At 68.9% G+C, this 16,333-nt stretch carries 16 protein-coding genes; 3 read left to right on the plus strand and 13 right to left on the minus strand.

Annotated elements, in window-relative coordinates:
• The first annotated feature begins 149 nt into the window (after nucleotides 1–149).
• Together DMB80_RS23565 and DMB80_RS23570 are read left to right on the plus strand one after the other, a co-directional pair.
• Entirely contained in the window at nucleotides 150–1,490 is a 1,341-nt protein-coding gene (locus DMB80_RS23565; RefSeq protein WP_111512080.1) for an HNH endonuclease signature motif containing protein, read from the plus strand.
• A gap of 22 nt (nucleotides 1,491–1,512) precedes the next feature.
• On the plus strand, nucleotides 1,513–1,878 hold the full coding sequence (locus DMB80_RS23570; protein ID WP_111512081.1) for a hypothetical protein: 366 nt from the start codon (nucleotides 1,513–1,515) through the stop codon (nucleotides 1,876–1,878).
• Here the strand turns inward: DMB80_RS23570 and DMB80_RS23575 are convergent.
• From DMB80_RS23575 to DMB80_RS23615, 9 genes are all read right to left on the minus strand, one after another.
• On the minus strand, nucleotides 1,865–2,707 hold the full coding sequence (locus tag DMB80_RS23575) for a hypothetical protein (RefSeq protein ID WP_111512113.1): 843 nt from the start codon (nucleotides 2,705–2,707) through the stop codon (nucleotides 1,865–1,867). The two genes, DMB80_RS23570 and DMB80_RS23575, sit on opposite strands and share 14 nt — an antisense overlap.
• Nucleotides 2,704–3,897, minus strand: coding sequence for an NHL repeat-containing protein (locus tag DMB80_RS23580; RefSeq protein WP_111512082.1), 1,194 nt, complete (start codon nucleotides 3,895–3,897; stop codon nucleotides 2,704–2,706). Before DMB80_RS23580 ends, DMB80_RS23575 begins: the two co-directional genes overlap by 4 nt.
• The gene (locus DMB80_RS23585) at nucleotides 3,894–4,757 is read right to left on the minus strand and encodes a NifU family protein (protein WP_111512083.1); all 864 of its coding nucleotides are present in this window, start codon (nucleotides 4,755–4,757) and stop codon (nucleotides 3,894–3,896) included. Before DMB80_RS23585 ends, DMB80_RS23580 begins: the two co-directional genes overlap by 4 nt.
• Nucleotides 4,754–5,998 carry a tetratricopeptide repeat protein gene (locus tag DMB80_RS23590; RefSeq protein WP_111512084.1) on the minus strand — a complete coding sequence of 415 codons (1,245 nt, stop codon included), beginning with the start codon at nucleotides 5,996–5,998 and terminating at the stop codon, nucleotides 4,754–4,756. Before DMB80_RS23590 ends, DMB80_RS23585 begins: the two co-directional genes overlap by 4 nt.
• Nucleotides 5,998–6,189 (minus strand): hypothetical protein, encoded by a 192-nt coding sequence (locus tag DMB80_RS23595; protein WP_240431358.1) that lies wholly within the window; start codon nucleotides 6,187–6,189, stop codon nucleotides 5,998–6,000. The genes DMB80_RS23590 and DMB80_RS23595 overlap by 1 nt, the downstream gene beginning before the upstream one ends.
• A gap of 5 nt (nucleotides 6,190–6,194) precedes the next feature.
• The gene (locus DMB80_RS23600) at nucleotides 6,195–7,016 is read right to left on the minus strand and encodes a hydrogenase maturation protease (RefSeq protein WP_111512086.1); all 822 of its coding nucleotides are present in this window, start codon (nucleotides 7,014–7,016) and stop codon (nucleotides 6,195–6,197) included.
• A 16-nt stretch (nucleotides 7,017–7,032) separates the two neighbouring features.
• Nucleotides 7,033–8,643 carry a nickel-dependent hydrogenase large subunit gene (locus DMB80_RS23605; RefSeq protein ID WP_046364082.1) on the minus strand — a complete coding sequence of 537 codons (1,611 nt, stop codon included), beginning with the start codon at nucleotides 8,641–8,643 and terminating at the stop codon, nucleotides 7,033–7,035.
• Between the two features lie 20 nt (nucleotides 8,644–8,663).
• The gene (locus tag DMB80_RS23610; RefSeq protein ID WP_111512087.1) at nucleotides 8,664–9,629 is read right to left on the minus strand and encodes an NADH-quinone oxidoreductase subunit B family protein; all 966 of its coding nucleotides are present in this window, start codon (nucleotides 9,627–9,629) and stop codon (nucleotides 8,664–8,666) included.
• 66 nt (nucleotides 9,630–9,695) lie between these two features.
• Nucleotides 9,696–10,223, minus strand: coding sequence for a DUF1641 domain-containing protein (locus DMB80_RS23615; protein WP_111512088.1), 528 nt, complete (start codon nucleotides 10,221–10,223; stop codon nucleotides 9,696–9,698).
• Between the two features lie 226 nt (nucleotides 10,224–10,449).
• Between DMB80_RS23615 and DMB80_RS23620 the strand changes: the two genes are divergently transcribed.
• Entirely contained in the window at nucleotides 10,450–11,511 is a 1,062-nt protein-coding gene (locus DMB80_RS23620) for an AraC family transcriptional regulator (protein WP_111512089.1), read from the plus strand.
• A 4-nt stretch (nucleotides 11,512–11,515) separates the two neighbouring features.
• On the opposite strand, the gene hypE is transcribed toward DMB80_RS23620, so the two are convergent.
• The 4 genes from hypE to hypF are packed head-to-tail and all read right to left on the minus strand — an operon-like array spanning nucleotide 11,516 to nucleotide 16,224.
• Nucleotides 11,516–12,583 carry a hydrogenase expression/formation protein HypE gene (gene hypE / locus DMB80_RS23625; protein ID WP_111512090.1) on the minus strand — a complete coding sequence of 356 codons (1,068 nt, stop codon included), beginning with the start codon at nucleotides 12,581–12,583 and terminating at the stop codon, nucleotides 11,516–11,518.
• The gene (gene hypD, locus DMB80_RS23630) at nucleotides 12,576–13,670 is read right to left on the minus strand and encodes a hydrogenase formation protein HypD (RefSeq protein ID WP_111512091.1); all 1,095 of its coding nucleotides are present in this window, start codon (nucleotides 13,668–13,670) and stop codon (nucleotides 12,576–12,578) included. Before hypD ends, hypE begins: the two co-directional genes overlap by 8 nt.
• Nucleotides 13,667–13,942 carry a HypC/HybG/HupF family hydrogenase formation chaperone gene (locus DMB80_RS23635; protein ID WP_111512092.1) on the minus strand — a complete coding sequence of 92 codons (276 nt, stop codon included), beginning with the start codon at nucleotides 13,940–13,942 and terminating at the stop codon, nucleotides 13,667–13,669. The genes hypD and DMB80_RS23635 overlap by 4 nt, the downstream gene beginning before the upstream one ends.
• Nucleotides 13,915–16,224, minus strand: a complete 2,310-nt coding sequence (gene hypF / locus DMB80_RS23640; RefSeq protein ID WP_111512093.1) for a carbamoyltransferase HypF — start codon at nucleotides 16,222–16,224, stop codon at nucleotides 13,915–13,917. Before hypF ends, DMB80_RS23635 begins: the two co-directional genes overlap by 28 nt.
• Nucleotides 16,225–16,333 lie beyond the last annotated feature (109 nt).

The raw sequence follows: 16,333 nt of genomic DNA on the forward strand, positions 1-16,333 counted from the left end.
GACGCGAGGATCGATGGGTTCATTGACAGCCACCCCCGCAGCCTCGGGGCGGAAGTGTCACCACCAGAACCACCCGAAGTGTCACCGATGTCCTGATGCAGAACTGTCACCGATGTCCTGAGAGATGACACGCGGGTGCGGTGGAGGGGATGCGGGCTCAGCTGGCGATCCTGTCTGAGGCCTGCGACACGCTGACCCACCCGGAGTTGGTGGCTCTGTTGGCTGAGGTGACCACGGTGGTGCGGTCGGTTCCGGCGCTCGAGCATCAGATCCTGGCTCGGCTCACGACAGAGACGGAGCCACGCCGACTCGGGGAAGCGTCCTGGAAGAAGGTGCTGACCACCGCGCTGCGGGTGTCGGATAAAGAGGCAAAACGCCGACTTGCTGATGCCGCGCACCTGGGCCCGCGCCAAGCGTTGACCGGGGAACCGTTGCCGCCGGTCTGGGAGGCCACCGCCGCGGCGCAGAACGCCGGCACCCTGGACGGCGAGCATGTCGCGGTGATCGCGACGTTCCACCAGGACCTGCCGATGTGGGTCGATGTCGGCACCCGCGCCGCCGCCGACCGACAGTTGGCGTCGCTGGGCGCCGGATTGACGCCGGAGGATCTGCGCAAGGCGGCGGATCGGTTGGCGGCGATGATCGACCAAGACGGTCCCGAACCCACCGACGCCGACCGCGCCCGCAAGCGCGGGATCACACTGGGTGAGCAGCAGGCCGACGGGATGAGCCGCCTCTCGGGCTGGATCACCCCGGAAGCACGGGCCACGTACGAAGCCATCCAGGCCAAGCTCGCGGCACCGGGGATGTGCAACCCCGACGACGAGACACCCTGCGTCGACGCAGAGCCCGACGAGCGACAGCGTCGGGATGACACGCGCAGCGCGGCCCAGCGCAACCACGACGCGTGGCTCGCCGTCGGCCGCATGGCCCTGAGCTCCGGGAAACTCGGCTCCCACAACGGGTTACCGGTCACCGTGATCGTCTCCACAACCTTGCAGGAACTAGAGAAGTCGGCAGGGGTGGCGGTCACCGGCGGCGGGTCGCTGGTGCCGATGGCGGATCTGATCCGGATGGCCTCCCACTCCCACCACTATCTGGCGGTGTTCGATCAGCACACCAATCAACCGCTGTATCTGGGCCGCACGAAACGGCTGGCGTCGGCGGCACAAAGAATTGTGCTGCATTCCTCGGCCAGGGGCTGCACACGACCCGGCTGCACGGTGCCCGGCTACTGGACCCAGGTCCACCACATCGACGACTGGAAGAGCGGCGGGGCCACCGACATCACCAACCTCACCCTCGCCTGCGGGCCGGACAACCGCATGATCGAACAGACCAGCTGGACCACCACAGTCAACGACCGTGGCCAGACCGAATGGCTACCCCCACCCGACCTCGATACCGGCCGACGCCGCGACGCGCGGCGGGTTAATGGCTACCACCACCCAGAACGCCACCTCCTACCCGAAGACGACCACGGACCGTAGCGGCGGGGTTAGTGTCGACCGTATGAAGGTCGCCCCTGTCGTCGGAACCGCTGCCGCCGGCGTCGTTGCCGTGGGGTGCGTTCTGGCTGCGCCCGCGTTCGCCGCCCCGAACTACGGAAGCAACGGCGTGTTCGGCGTGACGACTCAGCCGCGCGACGGCTGGTCGACGTCGTTCATCCCGCCGGGCCGCTACCGCGTCGATCAGTCGCCGAGCATGCAGCCCTATCAGAGCCCGCCCGGGTACTGGTTCCGCTGTCGCGACTTCCCATGCATCGGCGGCAACATCATCGCCACCGGAGATGCGCTCCGCACCGAGCCCACGTTCGTCGACATCCTGCCCACCGACGTCGCGGTCTCTTTGCACAACGTCACGCTCACCCCCGCCTGAGGGCGAGTGCCGGGTCGAACGTCGCCCTGGCCCGCACCGATGCCGCCGCTGCGGCGACCACCACCGCGGCGTCCCCGTCCCGGCCCTTGGCGAACACGATCTCGGCACTGTCCGGCCCGTCGCGGTGGGCCATCAGGTAGTCGTAGAGCAGCCAGTCGAGCGCGCAGGCCGCGTCATACACGTCCGAATCTGACTGTCCTACAGTCGATGTCACCGTCCGCAGCGCCTCGCAGTGCTCGTCGCGGGCGGCATCTGCGTTGGTGCCCGAGCTGTCGAACAGGATCATCGACAACGTGAGCGGCAGCCGCGCACCCGATTCGGTACGCACCACCCACCGACCGCCCTTCCACGGGCGATCGGGATCGACCTGCACCATCTCCCCGTATCCACCGACCACCCCGAGCGCCGGCTCATCCAACGAGCCGTCCAGCGGCGCCGGACCCAGCATGTCGAGCGCCTGCCGCGCCAGGATGGACATCAGCACTGCCGTCCCGACGATCCGCCCCGCCCGGGAGTCGGGGCTCATCCCGAGAAGATCCACAGCACTCGAGTAATCCAGACAGGCATCGTCGAGGCAGCGGTAGAGCTCCGCGAGGTCCCCCCGCTCGTGTGCAGTCGGCCGCCGGCCCGCACCCAGTAGCTCACCGAAGCGGCGGGCCGCCTCGATCATCGCGTCGTCGAGTGCGGCGAGATGTGTGGCCGTGAGACGCTCAGGTTCCTCCTCGGCATCACTGCCAGCGACGAGCTCGGCCACCGTAGTGGCCGTGCCGTCGGCTCGGGTCCAACGGAAGCCGATCTGGCCGTCGCACTGCACGATGCGCGGTCTCACGATCGCCGCCACACCATCACGCGGTTGTTACCCGAGTCGGCGATCGCCATCACCTCACCGTGCAGGCTCAGCCCATACGGCCAGCAGAGCGTGTCGTGCCCCACCAGCGCCCATCGGTTCTCCCCGTTCGACGTGAAGCCGGGTTGGGCCAGTACATGATCGGCGGGCCGGCCGCCGAGCGGCTCGGCCGGTATCCCGTCCCACAACAGCACACGGTTGTTCGCCGTGTCGGCCACCGCCAGGGTGTCGCCATCGAGATCCACCGCGTAGGGGAACCGGAACCGGTCACCCGAATGCGGCCCGTACGGCCATTCTTCGGCTGAGCAGAAGTCCTGTTGCCCGAGAACCGAATTCGCTGCGCGATCGGACGCAGGGTGCGGCGACCAGCCGAGCACCCGGTGATCACCCGCGTCGGCCACCAGCATGACCTCGTCGGTGCCGGTGATGGCGTGCGGCCAGCGGAAGCTCGCCGGGCCGGGCGCCTGCCCCCGGTTCTCCTCCCGCGAATGCGGCGAGGGCTGGCCGAGCACGATGTCCGCCGGCTGCCCCGGATCGGGGATGCCGCCATCGAAGCCGAGCACGCGCCGGTTACCGGTGTCGGCCACCCAGAACCGCCCGCCCAGCACCGCGAAGCCGAACGGCCAGTAGAACGTCGCCGCGGAACACTCGCCGCCCGCGTTCGGTTCCACCGACACGGCATCGCTCTGCCCCAGCACCACATCGGGGGCGACATCGTCGCGCTGCGGCACCGAGTTCCAGATCAGGATTCGGTGATGCCACGCGTCGGCGACGATCAGCCGGCCGTCGACGATCGCGACGCCTGTCGGCAGATTCATGCCGCGCTCCGGGCCACGGCCCGCCGCGGCCCGGCCCTCCGTGCACCCGTCGGCCTGCCCCAGCACCACGTCGGCCGGTTGCTCGTCGGCACTCGGGACACCGTGCCAGACGAGCACCCGATGGTTGCCGGAATCTGCGACGACGAGGTGAGAGTCGTCGACGAAAACGCCTCGGGGCGAATACATCCACGACATGCTCGGCGCCGCCTGCGGTAAGGCCAGTCCACCCGGCGCGGGTGCACCCAGCCAGGTCGCGGGGCGCCAGCCGCCGGTGTGGTCGTCGGCCAGCACCGCGGTCGGCGTGTGCCCGGCAGGGCGGCCGGCCACCGTGCGCCGCACCGTGTAGCGACTCATCGGCCGGTCCGAACCCAGATCACTCCCTCGTCGACGCGCAGCGGCAGCTGCTCGAGTTGCACACCGGGAACCGAGACGCACTCCCCCGACGCGGCGTCGAAGCAGAATCCGTGCCACGGACACGTCAGCGTTCCCGCCGTCGTGTCGATGATCGCATCGTCGAGCGGAAGCGCCTCGTGCGCACATTCGTTGCGGTAGGCCGCCAGCCGCTGCCCGACGTTGACCACGATGACACCGTCGCACGGTGCGCCGATCTCGCCCACAGCGATCTCCTCGGCACGTCCTGCCCGCACCCAACCGTCCTCGACCGGCCGGGCCGGCATCCGCAACGCCTCGACCGGGATCAGCGCCGGGGAGGGCTCGGCGGGCGCCACCTCGACTCTCCGCAGTCCCGGAAGTCCCTGTCGCAGAGCCTCTTCGACCAGTTCACGCAGCGTCACCGAGGACATCGAGCAGCCGTTGCAGGCCCCCTCGAGCCGAACGACGGCAACGTACCCGCCGTCGAGCGGGTCCACGCGCACCAGGGCCACGTCGCCTCCGTGGCTGTGCAGCTGCGGGCGCACCCCGGCCAACGCGCGCTCGGCGAGTGTCACCGGGTCGGGCCGCAGGATGCCGTGCAGCGTCAGCAGCATGCGCACCACCGGATCGTCGACGAGATCGAACAGCAGCGGGCGCGCTCCGTCGTCGGCTCGCATCCGCGTCACGATGGTCGTCAGCCCGGCACGATGGATGTCTTCCAGCGCCGCCTTCAACTCCTCGGCGGCAGCCCGCGCCGCAGGTTCCAGATCGGCGAGCGCGCCCACCGCCGCGTCGACCCGGCCGGCCAGCTCCTCGAGACCCACACCGTCGGTGACCGTCATCGCGCGCCCTCCCGCGAGATCTCGTCGAGCACACCGCGCACGGACCGCACCGAGTCGGTGTCACCCGCTTCCTCGAACAAGAACCGCGCCTCGTAGAGCTTCGCCTTCGCCTGGTCGAACACGCCGAGGTGGGCCAGCACGTTGCCCTGGTTGGCCAGCACCCGGGCGCGGCCCTGCGGATCGCTGTCGCGCCCCCGGGTCGCCAGCACCGCCTCGTAGATCTCGACGGCTTCCACCAGGTTCTCCTGCCGGTGCCGAGACGGGCTGTACACCAACGAGTTCGCGAGGTTGAGCTGCACGCTGGCCCATCGCTGCGGGTGGTCCTCACGGGTGAAGACGGTGAGCGCCTGACGCAGCGACTGCGCGGCGATGCCGAGCCGCAACTGGCTCGACGCCTCCACCATCGGCATCGTCAGGTAGGCGATGGCGAGGTCTGCGTGCGCGGACGCCCACAGCACCGGGGCGTCCTCGCGCCGGATCAGTTGCAGCGCAGAGTGATAGTGCGGGATGGCCGCCGGCATCATCTCGGGATGCTGCGCCGCCTGCTCGTGCAGAATTCCCGCCGCGGTGAGGTGGAGTTCGGCTCGGACGACCGCCAGCCCGTCGGCCTCGTCGAGCAGAGCGAGCGCCCGCTGCAGGCGGGTGAGCGCCGTCGGCTCCGCGAGGTCGCTGCACAACACCGCGGCCGCGCCCACCAGCACCCCGGCCAGCGCGCGGCTCACCGACGTCGCAGTCTCGGCGGCGGTGTCGAGCAGCGCGACCGCGTCGTCATGTCGCCCGTCGTCGATGGCCGCCGAAGCCGCCACCGCGAGCACCGCGGCCGACACTTCGCCGTCGAGCCCGGTGGCATCGGGCACGGTGGTGCTTCGTCCGAGGACGAACTGGACGACGTCCACGAGCACACCGAGGGTCCCGAGGTCCTGTCGCAGCAGCGCCGGATCGGCCGCGTCAGGGTCCAGCACGAAACGGTTGTAGCGCGAGACCGGATCGTCGCCGTCGAGCGCCGCCAACGCGGCCTCGCGATCTCCCTCGTGGGCGTGCCGGTGTGCGGTCAGGCGCTCCGGCCACACGTCCGGCAGCCGCCCGGACATCAGGGCGATGCGCGCCGCATCGGTATCCGTCCCCGCGGGAATCAGCAAGTAGCCCAGCGGTAGGCCGAAGACACCCAATGGCTGCGGGCGCGTCACCACAGCGACCTCGGTCACCGGCGGTTCGACCACGATGTCACCTCCCTGGACCATCACAGCTCCCGCTCCGCGGCACGTTTGATGAGATCGGCGGCCAGTTCGGCCCGCCGGCGACTGCGGTAGGTGCCGATCCGGGTGCGCACCACCCCGTCGTCGAACACGACCACGACCTCGACGACCCACTGGCCCCGCTCGGGCACCACCACGGTCTCGACCGTGCGTGCCACGTCGGAGGGGTCAGCCACGCCGATCACCCGTCCCGCTCCCGGCGTCCGGCGATCGGGATCCGCAGCGCGGTCTGCTCATCGTCCCAGCACCCGCGGAACACGCCGTGCAGCGGGCTGTTTCGCAGCACCTCGCTCACCAGGACGCTGCGGTCACCGGCGGGTGTGCGCTGTTTGAGCAGGAGCCCGCCGCTGCGTGGTCCGCGCAGCGGGATCAGCCAGAACTCGTCGTCGCGCAGCACTGCGGCGACGGCATCGGACGGAAAGAGGGCGGCCGCGGTGGCGGCGTCCAGGCGCAGATAACCGTCGGCGGTGAACTCGACGGTCACGTCCCGGTCGGCGTCCGGCCGCAGCGGAGCCAAGAAGTGCCGCTCGATCCTGTCGATGACCTGCTCCATGGCTGCGGTCACCGGTGCCGACAACTCAGCGCCCATCTCCACACCGGCGACCTCGATCAGGAACACGGTGATGTCGGTCGGGCAGTCGCCGCCCAACGCCCAGCGCGCGAACGCGATCGCGTGATCCCATCGGAACGAGTGGGTGTGCAGGCCTTGCAGCGGAAGTTCGGCGAGTTCAGCGCCCGGCACTTCGAACATGGTCCCCGGCGCCGCGCCGGTCGCTGCCGCGTCGACGATGACGACCCGGCGGGCACCACGCATCTGGAACGCGACATCCATCCCCGCCGTGCCGCCGTCGACCAACTTCGCTCCGTGGGGAACACCGCGCTCCCAGAGGTGTCGCACCAGGACCGGCCCGACTCCGTCGTCGCCGCGCAGCAGGTTCCCGCATCCCACGACGAGCACGTCGCATCCCGGCGGCTCCAGAAGCGCCTCCGGGGTGTCGGCCATGTCTGCAGAAGACAGGTCACACCATCCCGTTGATGACGAACTTGCTCAGCTCGCGGCCGCTCTTGCCGTCGTAGGCGTGCACGGTGCAGACCAGGCACGAGTCGAAGCTACGGGCGACGTGGCCGAGTTCGACGGGGTCCTCGGCGTCGACGATCGGCGAGCCCACCAGCGCCCGCTCGATCGGGCCGAGCACGTCCGAGCCGTCGCGTGGGCCGATGTTCCACGCGGTCGGAGTGACCACCTGATAGTTCTTGATCTTGTTGTCCTCGATGACGATCCAGTCCGACAGCGAACCGCGCGCGGCCTCGGTGGACCCGAACCCCTTGCCCTCGGCGTACTCGGTCGGCTTCGAATAGAAGCTCTCCTTGAGCTCGAGATTGTCCAGCCACTGGCGCACCCACTGGTAGTACTTGGGGGCTTCGTGCATACGGGCGAGCTGACGCACCATCACCGACGGGCCGATCTTGTTCATGATGTCCAGGAACAACGGATCGTCGTCCTGATGGGCGGCAGCATTCGGGCCGGCCGCGGCCAGCCGCCGCGCCAGCGGACCCGCCTCGAGCGGAATGTTGCCGAGATCGCCGACCGCATAGCGGGGCGACTTCGCCCAGCTGTACTTGCCTTGTTTACGGCCGAGCTCGGGGTCGATCGGGATGGTCTCTCCGTCGAAGGGGTGCAGCGGCCGGTCCCCCTGATAGAACGAGTGCGTCACGTCCTCGCGGACATTGGCCTGATCGAACTCGTGCCAGGTGCCGCCGGCGTAGATGCCGGAGCGTCCGATCAGCGCGGCGTTGCGTCCGTCGATGGTCGGGTTCTCGTACAGCGTGGGATCGAAATACGTTCCGGTGGCGATGTAGTTGCCGACGCCCTGGCCGTACTTGTCGAGGCCGACGTCGAGGCAGTAGCGGATGAAGAACCCGCAGTCACTGTTGTACTGCGCCTCGTTCTCGTCGACCCAGGCCAGCACGTCTTCCCAGGTCTTGTTCTCCAGCCAGCGTTCGACCGAGCACCCGAGCCACTGCTTCTCCAGCCAGTTGTCGTTCCAGTGCTCCAGGATCGCGATCGACCGGGTGACGTCACTCAGCGTGGGAGCGCACATCACGCCGCCGGGCACCATGAAACTCGAGTGCGGCCACTGACCACCGAAGATCGCATACACCTCAACGGGTTTGGCGCTCAGCACGACTCCGGGCTGATAGCTGGTCCCGACATAGGGAGCGAAGCGTCGGACGGCCTCGCCGTAGAGCGACGACTTGGCGTAGTTCTTGTTGGTCAGGTCGATCGCGAACAGCGCGTAGAAATAGCGTGGGATCGACTGCAGCGTCTCACACGCCTGACAGATGTTGCGGATCAGCGTCGCGTTGTGCGGCATGTGGGTGCGCCAGGCCGTGTCCAGCGCGTAGGCCGACTTGTACAGGTGGCTGCCGCCGCAGATACCGCAGATGCGCGGGCAGACCACCAGTCCGGACTGAGGGTCCTTGCCGCGCAGGATGATCTCGAACCCACGGAACATCGCAGCCTCGGTCCAGGCCGACGTGACGACGCCGTCGTCGATCGTGACGCGGACGTCGAGGTCACCCTCGACACGGCCCAGCGGGCTGACGAACAGATCCAGTTGTGACGTCATCACTATCCCTTCCGGTGGCCCTAGACCACGAACATGTCTTCTTTGGACCACTGCGGCGCTGCGATGCGCGCCGCCGCGGCCAGGCCCATGTACGTCAGATGATCGGTTCCCTCGGGCACTTCCCTGGGGATCATGCCGCTGACCTTCTGGGTCTTGAACAACGTGCCCGGCGCCAGATCGAAGTGCGGGAACTCCGGCTCGGTGCAGCCCAGGCACGGCATGCCCGCCCGCGTCTTGGAAGACTGCCGATTCCACAGGATGCGGTTGCACGGCGAATGCGTCATGGGGCCGCGACAGCCGAATTCGTAGAAGAGGCAACCTGTTCGGGTGCCCTCGCCGAACGACATCGTCGATTGCTTGTACTCGAAGAACTGCACGCGGGTGCACCCAGTCTGGGTGAACGTCTTGAAGAACGTCTCCGGCCGGTGCAGATCGTCGAGTGTGATGTCGCCGGCGCGCCCGGTGGCCAGCGCGACCAGGATCTGGGTGATCCAGTCCGGATGTGCCGGACACCCGGGCACATTGATGACCGGCAGGCCCATCTTGGAACGGAAGTCCGGACCGAGGAAGCCGCCCTTCTCCCGCTTGTGGAACTGCAGCCCCGTGGAGCCCGACGGATTGGGCTCCATCGCCGGAATACCGCCCCAGCAGGCGCAATCGCCGATGGCCACGACGATCTGCGCGGCGCCGGCCAGGTCGGTCACCCAGTCTTTCATCGGGCGGTCGGCGAACATGTCGGCACGCCCGCCGTAGGCCTCCATCACCGTTCCCTCGAACACGAAGATGTCGAGCGGTCGCTGCCCGGTCGCGCAGTCGGAGAACAGCTTCTGCGCGTTCTGCCCCAGTTCCAGCCCCAGAGACGGATGCCACAGGAGGTCCAGACCGAAGTCGACGATCAGGTCGACGACGTTGGGCTCCTCGGCATTGAGGAACGACATGGTGTTGCCGCTACAGGCACCACCCTGGAACCACAGCACCGATGCCATGGGGACTCCTCTCGATTTCCGCCGGGCCAAGCCGTACGGGGCGAATTCTGTTGTGTTGCAGTGCGCTCAGACTCGTCGGCCGAAGATGCGGGCTGTCTCGAGCAGATAGACCACACCGCGTGTGACGTCGGGGTCTTTCGCCGCACCGCGCACCGCCTTCCACAGGCCGCGCACTCCGCGTGGCGTCGGCGCGGTTGACTGGCGCGCTGACACCATGGCCTCGCCCAGCGCCGCGATCACCTCAGCTCCGGCGGGCTCGGTCAACGGTGACTTCAACAGCGTGGTCAGCGCCGGCGCCGCATGCACCAGCGCGCCGGACAGTTGACTCAAGCTCGCCGACAACTGGCTCAGCGGGGCAGATTCGCCCTTGAACTCGCCGAGGGCCGAGGTGAGATTCGCCGTGATGTCGTCACCGCGGCGGACGAACGCGTCGAGGCCGGAGACGAGCACCGCGAGCAGGTCCGCGTGCTCGAGCAACGTGGTGAGCGCGTCGGCGACGCGGGGATCGTCGAGACGATCGCGGATCGCGGCCGACGGTCCGGCGGGAACCGGCGGATCCAAGACGGGGATTCTGGCTTCTCCGTTGGCTCCCATGCTGAACCTCCCACGAGGGCTCCCCCGCACGAGGGAAGCTGACTGCCCCCCAAAGGTACTCAGCCGACTCCGCCCTGCCTATCGCTTTCGCGCAACACCTATCAGGATTACGCACAGATGGCTACGCTGAAGCGAGCCCGATGTTTAGGAGTCTTGCCGTGCGATCCCGAAACCTCTGTGCAGCACGCAAAGTTAGCCTTGCCTTCGCACCCACGCCTCAGGCCTGATGTCTCGCCTGACGCGTCTGGGCTACATCGACATCCGCCGCACCAGTGATCCGGTCCGCCGAAAGGTGCGCTCCCGCGGCGTCCCGCCGGCGCTGACCGGTCACGAGATCTTCTACACCGAGGACATCCCCACTGCGGCGCGGCTGATGGGTCGTGCCCTGTCTCCGCTGAGCCTGACGGTCGATCCCACAGAAGCGCACGGATTCGCGGCCACGATGCACGGCGTGCGGCTACGCAACGTCAGCATGCTCTACCTGGATCTGCATGTCCCCGCGACCATCGTGATCCCCGAGTCCGGCCGCTACTACGGCGTGCACATGCCGATGAACGGCGTCGCCACCGTGGTCCATCCGTCGGCCACCTTTCAGGCCAACACCATGCGCTCGCTGGTGTCGAGTCCCGGGGTGCCGCTACGCCTGGAACTCGGCGTCGACACCCCGCAGCTGCTGATCCGCATCGAAGCGCACGCGATGACCGCCCACGTGACCCGGCTGCTGGGGCGTAACCTACTGCGGCCGTTGGTGTTCGAGCCGGAATTCGATCTGGCGACGGAGGCGGCCATGCGGTGGCACGCCGCGGTGCAGCTGGTGCACACCGAGGTCTACCACGCCGGTTCACTCATCCAGAAGGGTCGCGCCATCGGACCCGTCGAGGAACTGGTGATGAGCAGCCTGCTCTACCTGCAGCCGTCGAACTATCACGCCGACATCACCGCGCCGTCATCCCCCGACCCGCGCCGCACCGTGATCCAGCAGGCGATGGATTTCATCGAAGACCATCTGGCCGAACGGATCACGATGGATTCCCTGGCGTCGGCGGTACACATGAGCGTCCGGTCGATCCAGCAGGGTTTCCGGTCGGAGCTCGGCATGTCGCCGATGGCGTTCGTCCGGGAACGACGGCTCGAGCGGGTGCACGAAGAACTGACCGACGCCATCCCCACGGACGGCGTCACCGTCACCGCCGTGGCGGAGCGGTGGGGCTTCCACCACCTCGGCAGCTTCTCCGTCGAGTACCGGAAACGCTGGGGCGAGGCGCCGTCGGAGACGCTGCGTCGCTGAGGCGTCAGCAGATTCGCGGAAGTTGCTCGCCGAGTTCACGTTCCACCACTCGGGTGGTGCCGAACGGCGTCCGCGTGACGGCCATACCGGGATGTTCGGCGACCACCCGGCCGATCACCGCCGCCTCCGCACCCTCGGCGCGAGCGCGCATCGCGGCCAGCACGGCCTCGGCCGCCTCGGCCGCCACGAAGGCCACCATCTTGCCCTCGTTGGCGACCTGCAGCGGATCCAGGCCCAGAAACGAGCAGGCCGACGCGACGGCTTCGGGCACCGGGATCGAGGCCTCGTCGAGCTCGACCCCCACCGCCGCGGCCCGCGCGATCTCGACCACCGATGCGACGAGCCCTCCGCGAGTCGGGTCACGCAGCGCGTGCACCCCGGGTCCACCTGCAGCCAGCATCGAATCCACCAGCCGGTGCAGCGGCGCGCTGTCGGTGCGGACCTCGGTGCCGAAGTCGATGCCCTCCCGCACGCTCATGATCGCCACGCCGTGCTCGCCGAGGACACCGGAGACGATCACCACATCCCCCGGGCGCACCCGCTCGGGCCCGATCTCCACTCCCGGCGGGACGACTCCCACTCCCGCGGTGTTGACGAAAAGCTGGTCGGCACCGCCCCTTCCGACGACCTTCGTGTCACCGGTGACGATCGGGACACCCGCCGCGGCGGCCGCAGCCCCCATCGCGGTGGCGATCGCCCCGAGCACGTCGAGCTCCAGCCCCTCCTCGAGGATGAAGCCGGCGGTGATGCCGATCGGGCGGGCGCCGCTGCACGCCAGATCGTTGATGGTGCCGTTGACGGCGAGATCGCCGATGTTGCCGCCGGGGAAGAACAACGGCTGCACCACATAGGAATCGGTCGTCAGCGCGATGCGGCCCGCGCCGGTCTGCAGCACCGCGGAATCCCGCGCCGGGCCGGCCCGTCCCCCGAACGCGGGCAGGAACAGATTCTCGATCAGCTCTTCGGACAGCACGCCGCCGCCGCCGTGGCCGAGCACCACCCGGGCCGTCTCCCGCAGCGGCAGCGGGCACACCCAGTCCGAGGGGTCGACAGACGCCGGCGCCTCAGACATTGGCCAGACGCCGGAACTGGTAGTACGCCGCACAGGCGCCTTCGCTGGACACCATCGTGGCGCCGAGTGGGGTGCGCGGCGTGCACGTGCGTCCGAACGCCGGACACTCGTGGGGTTTGAGTAGCCCCTGCAGCACCTCACCGGCATGACACTCCGCGGACTCGGCGACCTGCAGGTGACCGACACCGAACCGCCGCTCGGCGTCGAAGTCGCTGTACTGAGCCGCCAACGTCCAGCCGGACCGGGGAATCATTCCGATGCCCCGCCACTGCCGGTCGGTGACGACGAACACGTCGGCGAGCGTCTGCCGGGCTGCCGGGTTCCCCTCGTCGCACACGGCGCGGGGATAGGCGTTGCGTAGCTCCGGTGTCCCGTCCTCGAGCAGGTCGACCACCTGACGTACGCCTTCGAGCAGGTCGAGTGGTTCGAAGCCGGTCACCACGATCGGCACCCCGAACCGGTCGACCAGCGGCTGATACTCCGAGGTGCCCATCACCGAGCAGACGTGCCCGGCGGCCAGGAAACCCTGCACGCGGTTGGTGGGCGAGGACAGGATCGCGGTCATCGCGGGCGGCACCAGCACATGGGAGATCAACACCGAGAAGTTCGTCAGCCCCAGCCGTTGCGCGTGCAGCACCGCCATCGCGTTGGCCGGCGCAGTGGTCTCGAAGCCGACGCCGAAGAACACCACCTGCTTGTCGGGGTTGTCGGCGGCCACCTGCGTGGCGTCCAGCGGCGAGTAGACGACGCGGACATCCCCGCCGCGGGCCCGGACCGAGAACAGATCCCGGGTGCTACCGGGCACCCGCAGCATGTCGCCGAACGAGCAGAAGATCACGTCGTCCCGCGCGGCGATCTCCAGCGCGCGGTCGATCATCTCCAGCGGTGTCACGCAGACCGGGCAGCCCGGACCGTGGATGAACTCGACCGCACCGTCGAGCAGCTGGTCGAGCCCGTTACGGATGATCGAATGCGTCTGTCCACCACAGACTTCCATCACCGTCCAGGTCTTGCTGGCGCGGCGGTGGATCGCGTCCACCAACGCCCGCGCTGCGGTGGGATCGCGAAACTCGTCGAGGTACTTCACGCCGTGTCCCTCCTCGCCACGCCTTGTTCGCCGGCCAGCTCCTCGTCGAGCACACCCAGTTCGGCGAACATGCGCAATGTCTGGCGCGCCGACTCCTCGTCGAGCCGGGTGATCGCGAAGCCGGCGTGCACGATCGTGTACTCGCCGATCGCCATGTCCGGCAGATAGGCGAGACACACCGTCTTGGTGGTGCCACCGAAATCGACCGTCGACATCCGCGTCCCCGCCTCGTCCCAGATCGCGGTCACCCTGCCGGGGATACCGAGACACATGGCCCACTCCTTTCTCGAGCCGCCGCCAGGCGCAGCGCCGCGACGGCGGCCTGCCCCAGAGCGACACCGCCGTCGTTGCACGGCACCACCCCGTGGGTGAGCACCGTCAGTCCTCGGGCGCGCAGGCCCGCCGAGATTCCGGCCAGCAGCAGGCGGTTGGCGAACACCCCACCGGTCAGGCCCACGGTCGTGATGCCGGCGTCGGCGGCGGCGGCCGCTGCGGCGCGCACCGTCGCATCACCCACCGCGTCGTGGAAGCTCCGCGCCAGGTCTTCGCGCGCCGCACCTGCGCGCAGGCCCTCCACCAGGCCGGCGATCACCGGCGCGGGATCGAGGACACCGGCGGTGACATCCAATCGCACTGCGGCACAGGGACGCCCGCGGCGCGCCAGGTGCTCGATCTCCACGGCGGCCTGGCCCTCGTAGGTCACCTGCTGACAGACCCCGAGAAGACTCGCGACGGCGTCGAAGAGCCGCCCCATGCTCGTCGTCGGGACACATCCCACGCCACGCTCGAGCTGCTGGGTCAGCACGTGCATGCCCGTCGGCCCCAGTGCCACGACGGGAGGGAGGTCGTCGGCCGGATCGATGCCCGCGCGTCGCAGCAGATCGAGTGCGATACGCGCCGGCTGGCGGACGGCGCCTTCGCCACCCGGCAACCAGAACGGCGCCAGGTGGCCGACCCGCGTGAATTCCGTGGCCCCCGTGATCGCGAGCAGTTCGCCTCCCCAGATGGTGCCATCGGTGCCGAAACCCGTTCCGTCATAGGTGATCGCCAGCATCGGCCGGCCGAGCATGCGATGTTCGGCGAGCAACGACATCGCGTGTGCGTGATGGTGCTGTACGGCCTCCCGCGGGCCGCCGTGGCGTTGCGCCCACCCAGTCGTGGCATATCGCGGGTGCATGTCGTGCGCGACGACGACTGGCACCGTGGCGGTCAGGAACATCAGGTGGTCGACCGCCGCGGTGAAGCAGTCCTGGGTGCGGGGGTCGGCCATGTCACCCAGGTGCGAGGACAGATGCACGCGTCCGCGCAGGTCGGTCAGCGCGAACGTGGTCTTCAGATCACCGCCGGTCGCGAGAATCGTCGCCGCCGGCACGTCGAGCGCGACGGGCAGCGGCGCGTAGCCCCGCGACCGCCGCAGCGGGATCTCTGCCCCGTCGTCGGCGATCCCCACCACCGAGTCTTCGCACGGCACGTGGATCGGTCGGTCGTGGCCCAGCACGGCGTCGGCCAGACCGTCGATCCAGTCGAGGTTCTCGTCGCGGAAGACGATCGGGGATCCACCCTGATTCGCCGACGTCATCACCAACGCGGGAACGTCCGACCCGGCGAGGAGCAGATGGTGGACCGGAGTGTAGGCCAGCATCACCCCGAGATCGCCCAGTCCGGGCGCCACCTCGACGCTGACGCTGCCCGGGTGTGCGGGCAGCAGCACGATCGGCGCGGCCGACGAGGTGAGGGCGCGCTCGGCCGCAGCATCGACCACACAGATCCGCCGGGCCGCGTCCACATCGGCGACCATCACCGCGAACGGCTTGGCAGGCCGGCCCTTTCGTCGCCGCAGCGCAGCGACGGCCTCGTCGTCGTCGGCGCGGCACGCGAGGTGGTAGCCCCCGACGCCCTTGATCGCGACGATCATGCCTGCCCGCAGTGCCGCCGTGGCGGATTCGAGAGCAGCTCCCCCCGACCAGGGCCCGTCCCACGTCAGCTGCGGCCCGCAGTCGTGGCAGGCGATGGTCTGGGCGTGGTAGCGCCGGTCGGCCGGATCGGCGTACTCCGCGGCGCAGCGCGCGCACAGACCGAAACCGGCCATCGTGGTGGCCGGCCGGTCGTAGGGCAGGTCGGTGATCACCGTGTAGCGCGGCCCGCAATTGGTGCACGTGATGAACGGGTGACCGTGACGCCGGTCCGCGGGATCGAACAGCTCACGGCGACAGTCCGGACAGGTCGCGATGTCGGGAGGCACCAGCGTGCGGGCATTCTCGTCACCGCTCGCGGCGCTGTCGACGATGTGGAATCCCGGATCGCCGCCGAGCGGGCGGGCCGTGACGTCGAAGGAGTCGACACGGGCGAGCGGCGGCGGATCGGTCCGCAGGGCATGTATCGCCGCGTCGACCTGCGAGCTCGGACCCTCGAATTCGCACTGCACCGAACCCGCGTCGTTGCGCACGAACCCGCTCAGCTGATGCGCCGCGGCGATGCGGGCCACCGTCGGGCGGAATCCCACTCCCTGGACCACCCCGGTGACGCTCACCCAGACACGTATGTGTGCGCTCATGGCGCGGACTCCTCGAACGCTGCGTCGCCCCAGGCTAACTCCGCGCGGCGTCCCCAACTATCGAAATCCGGCAGACACTTCTGCGCAATTCCGACCCCCCGTCGGGATT

The organism is Mycobacterium kyogaense, from assembly GCF_003254575.1.
Taxonomy (GTDB): domain Bacteria; phylum Actinomycetota; class Actinomycetes; order Mycobacteriales; family Mycobacteriaceae; genus Mycobacterium; species Mycobacterium kyogaense.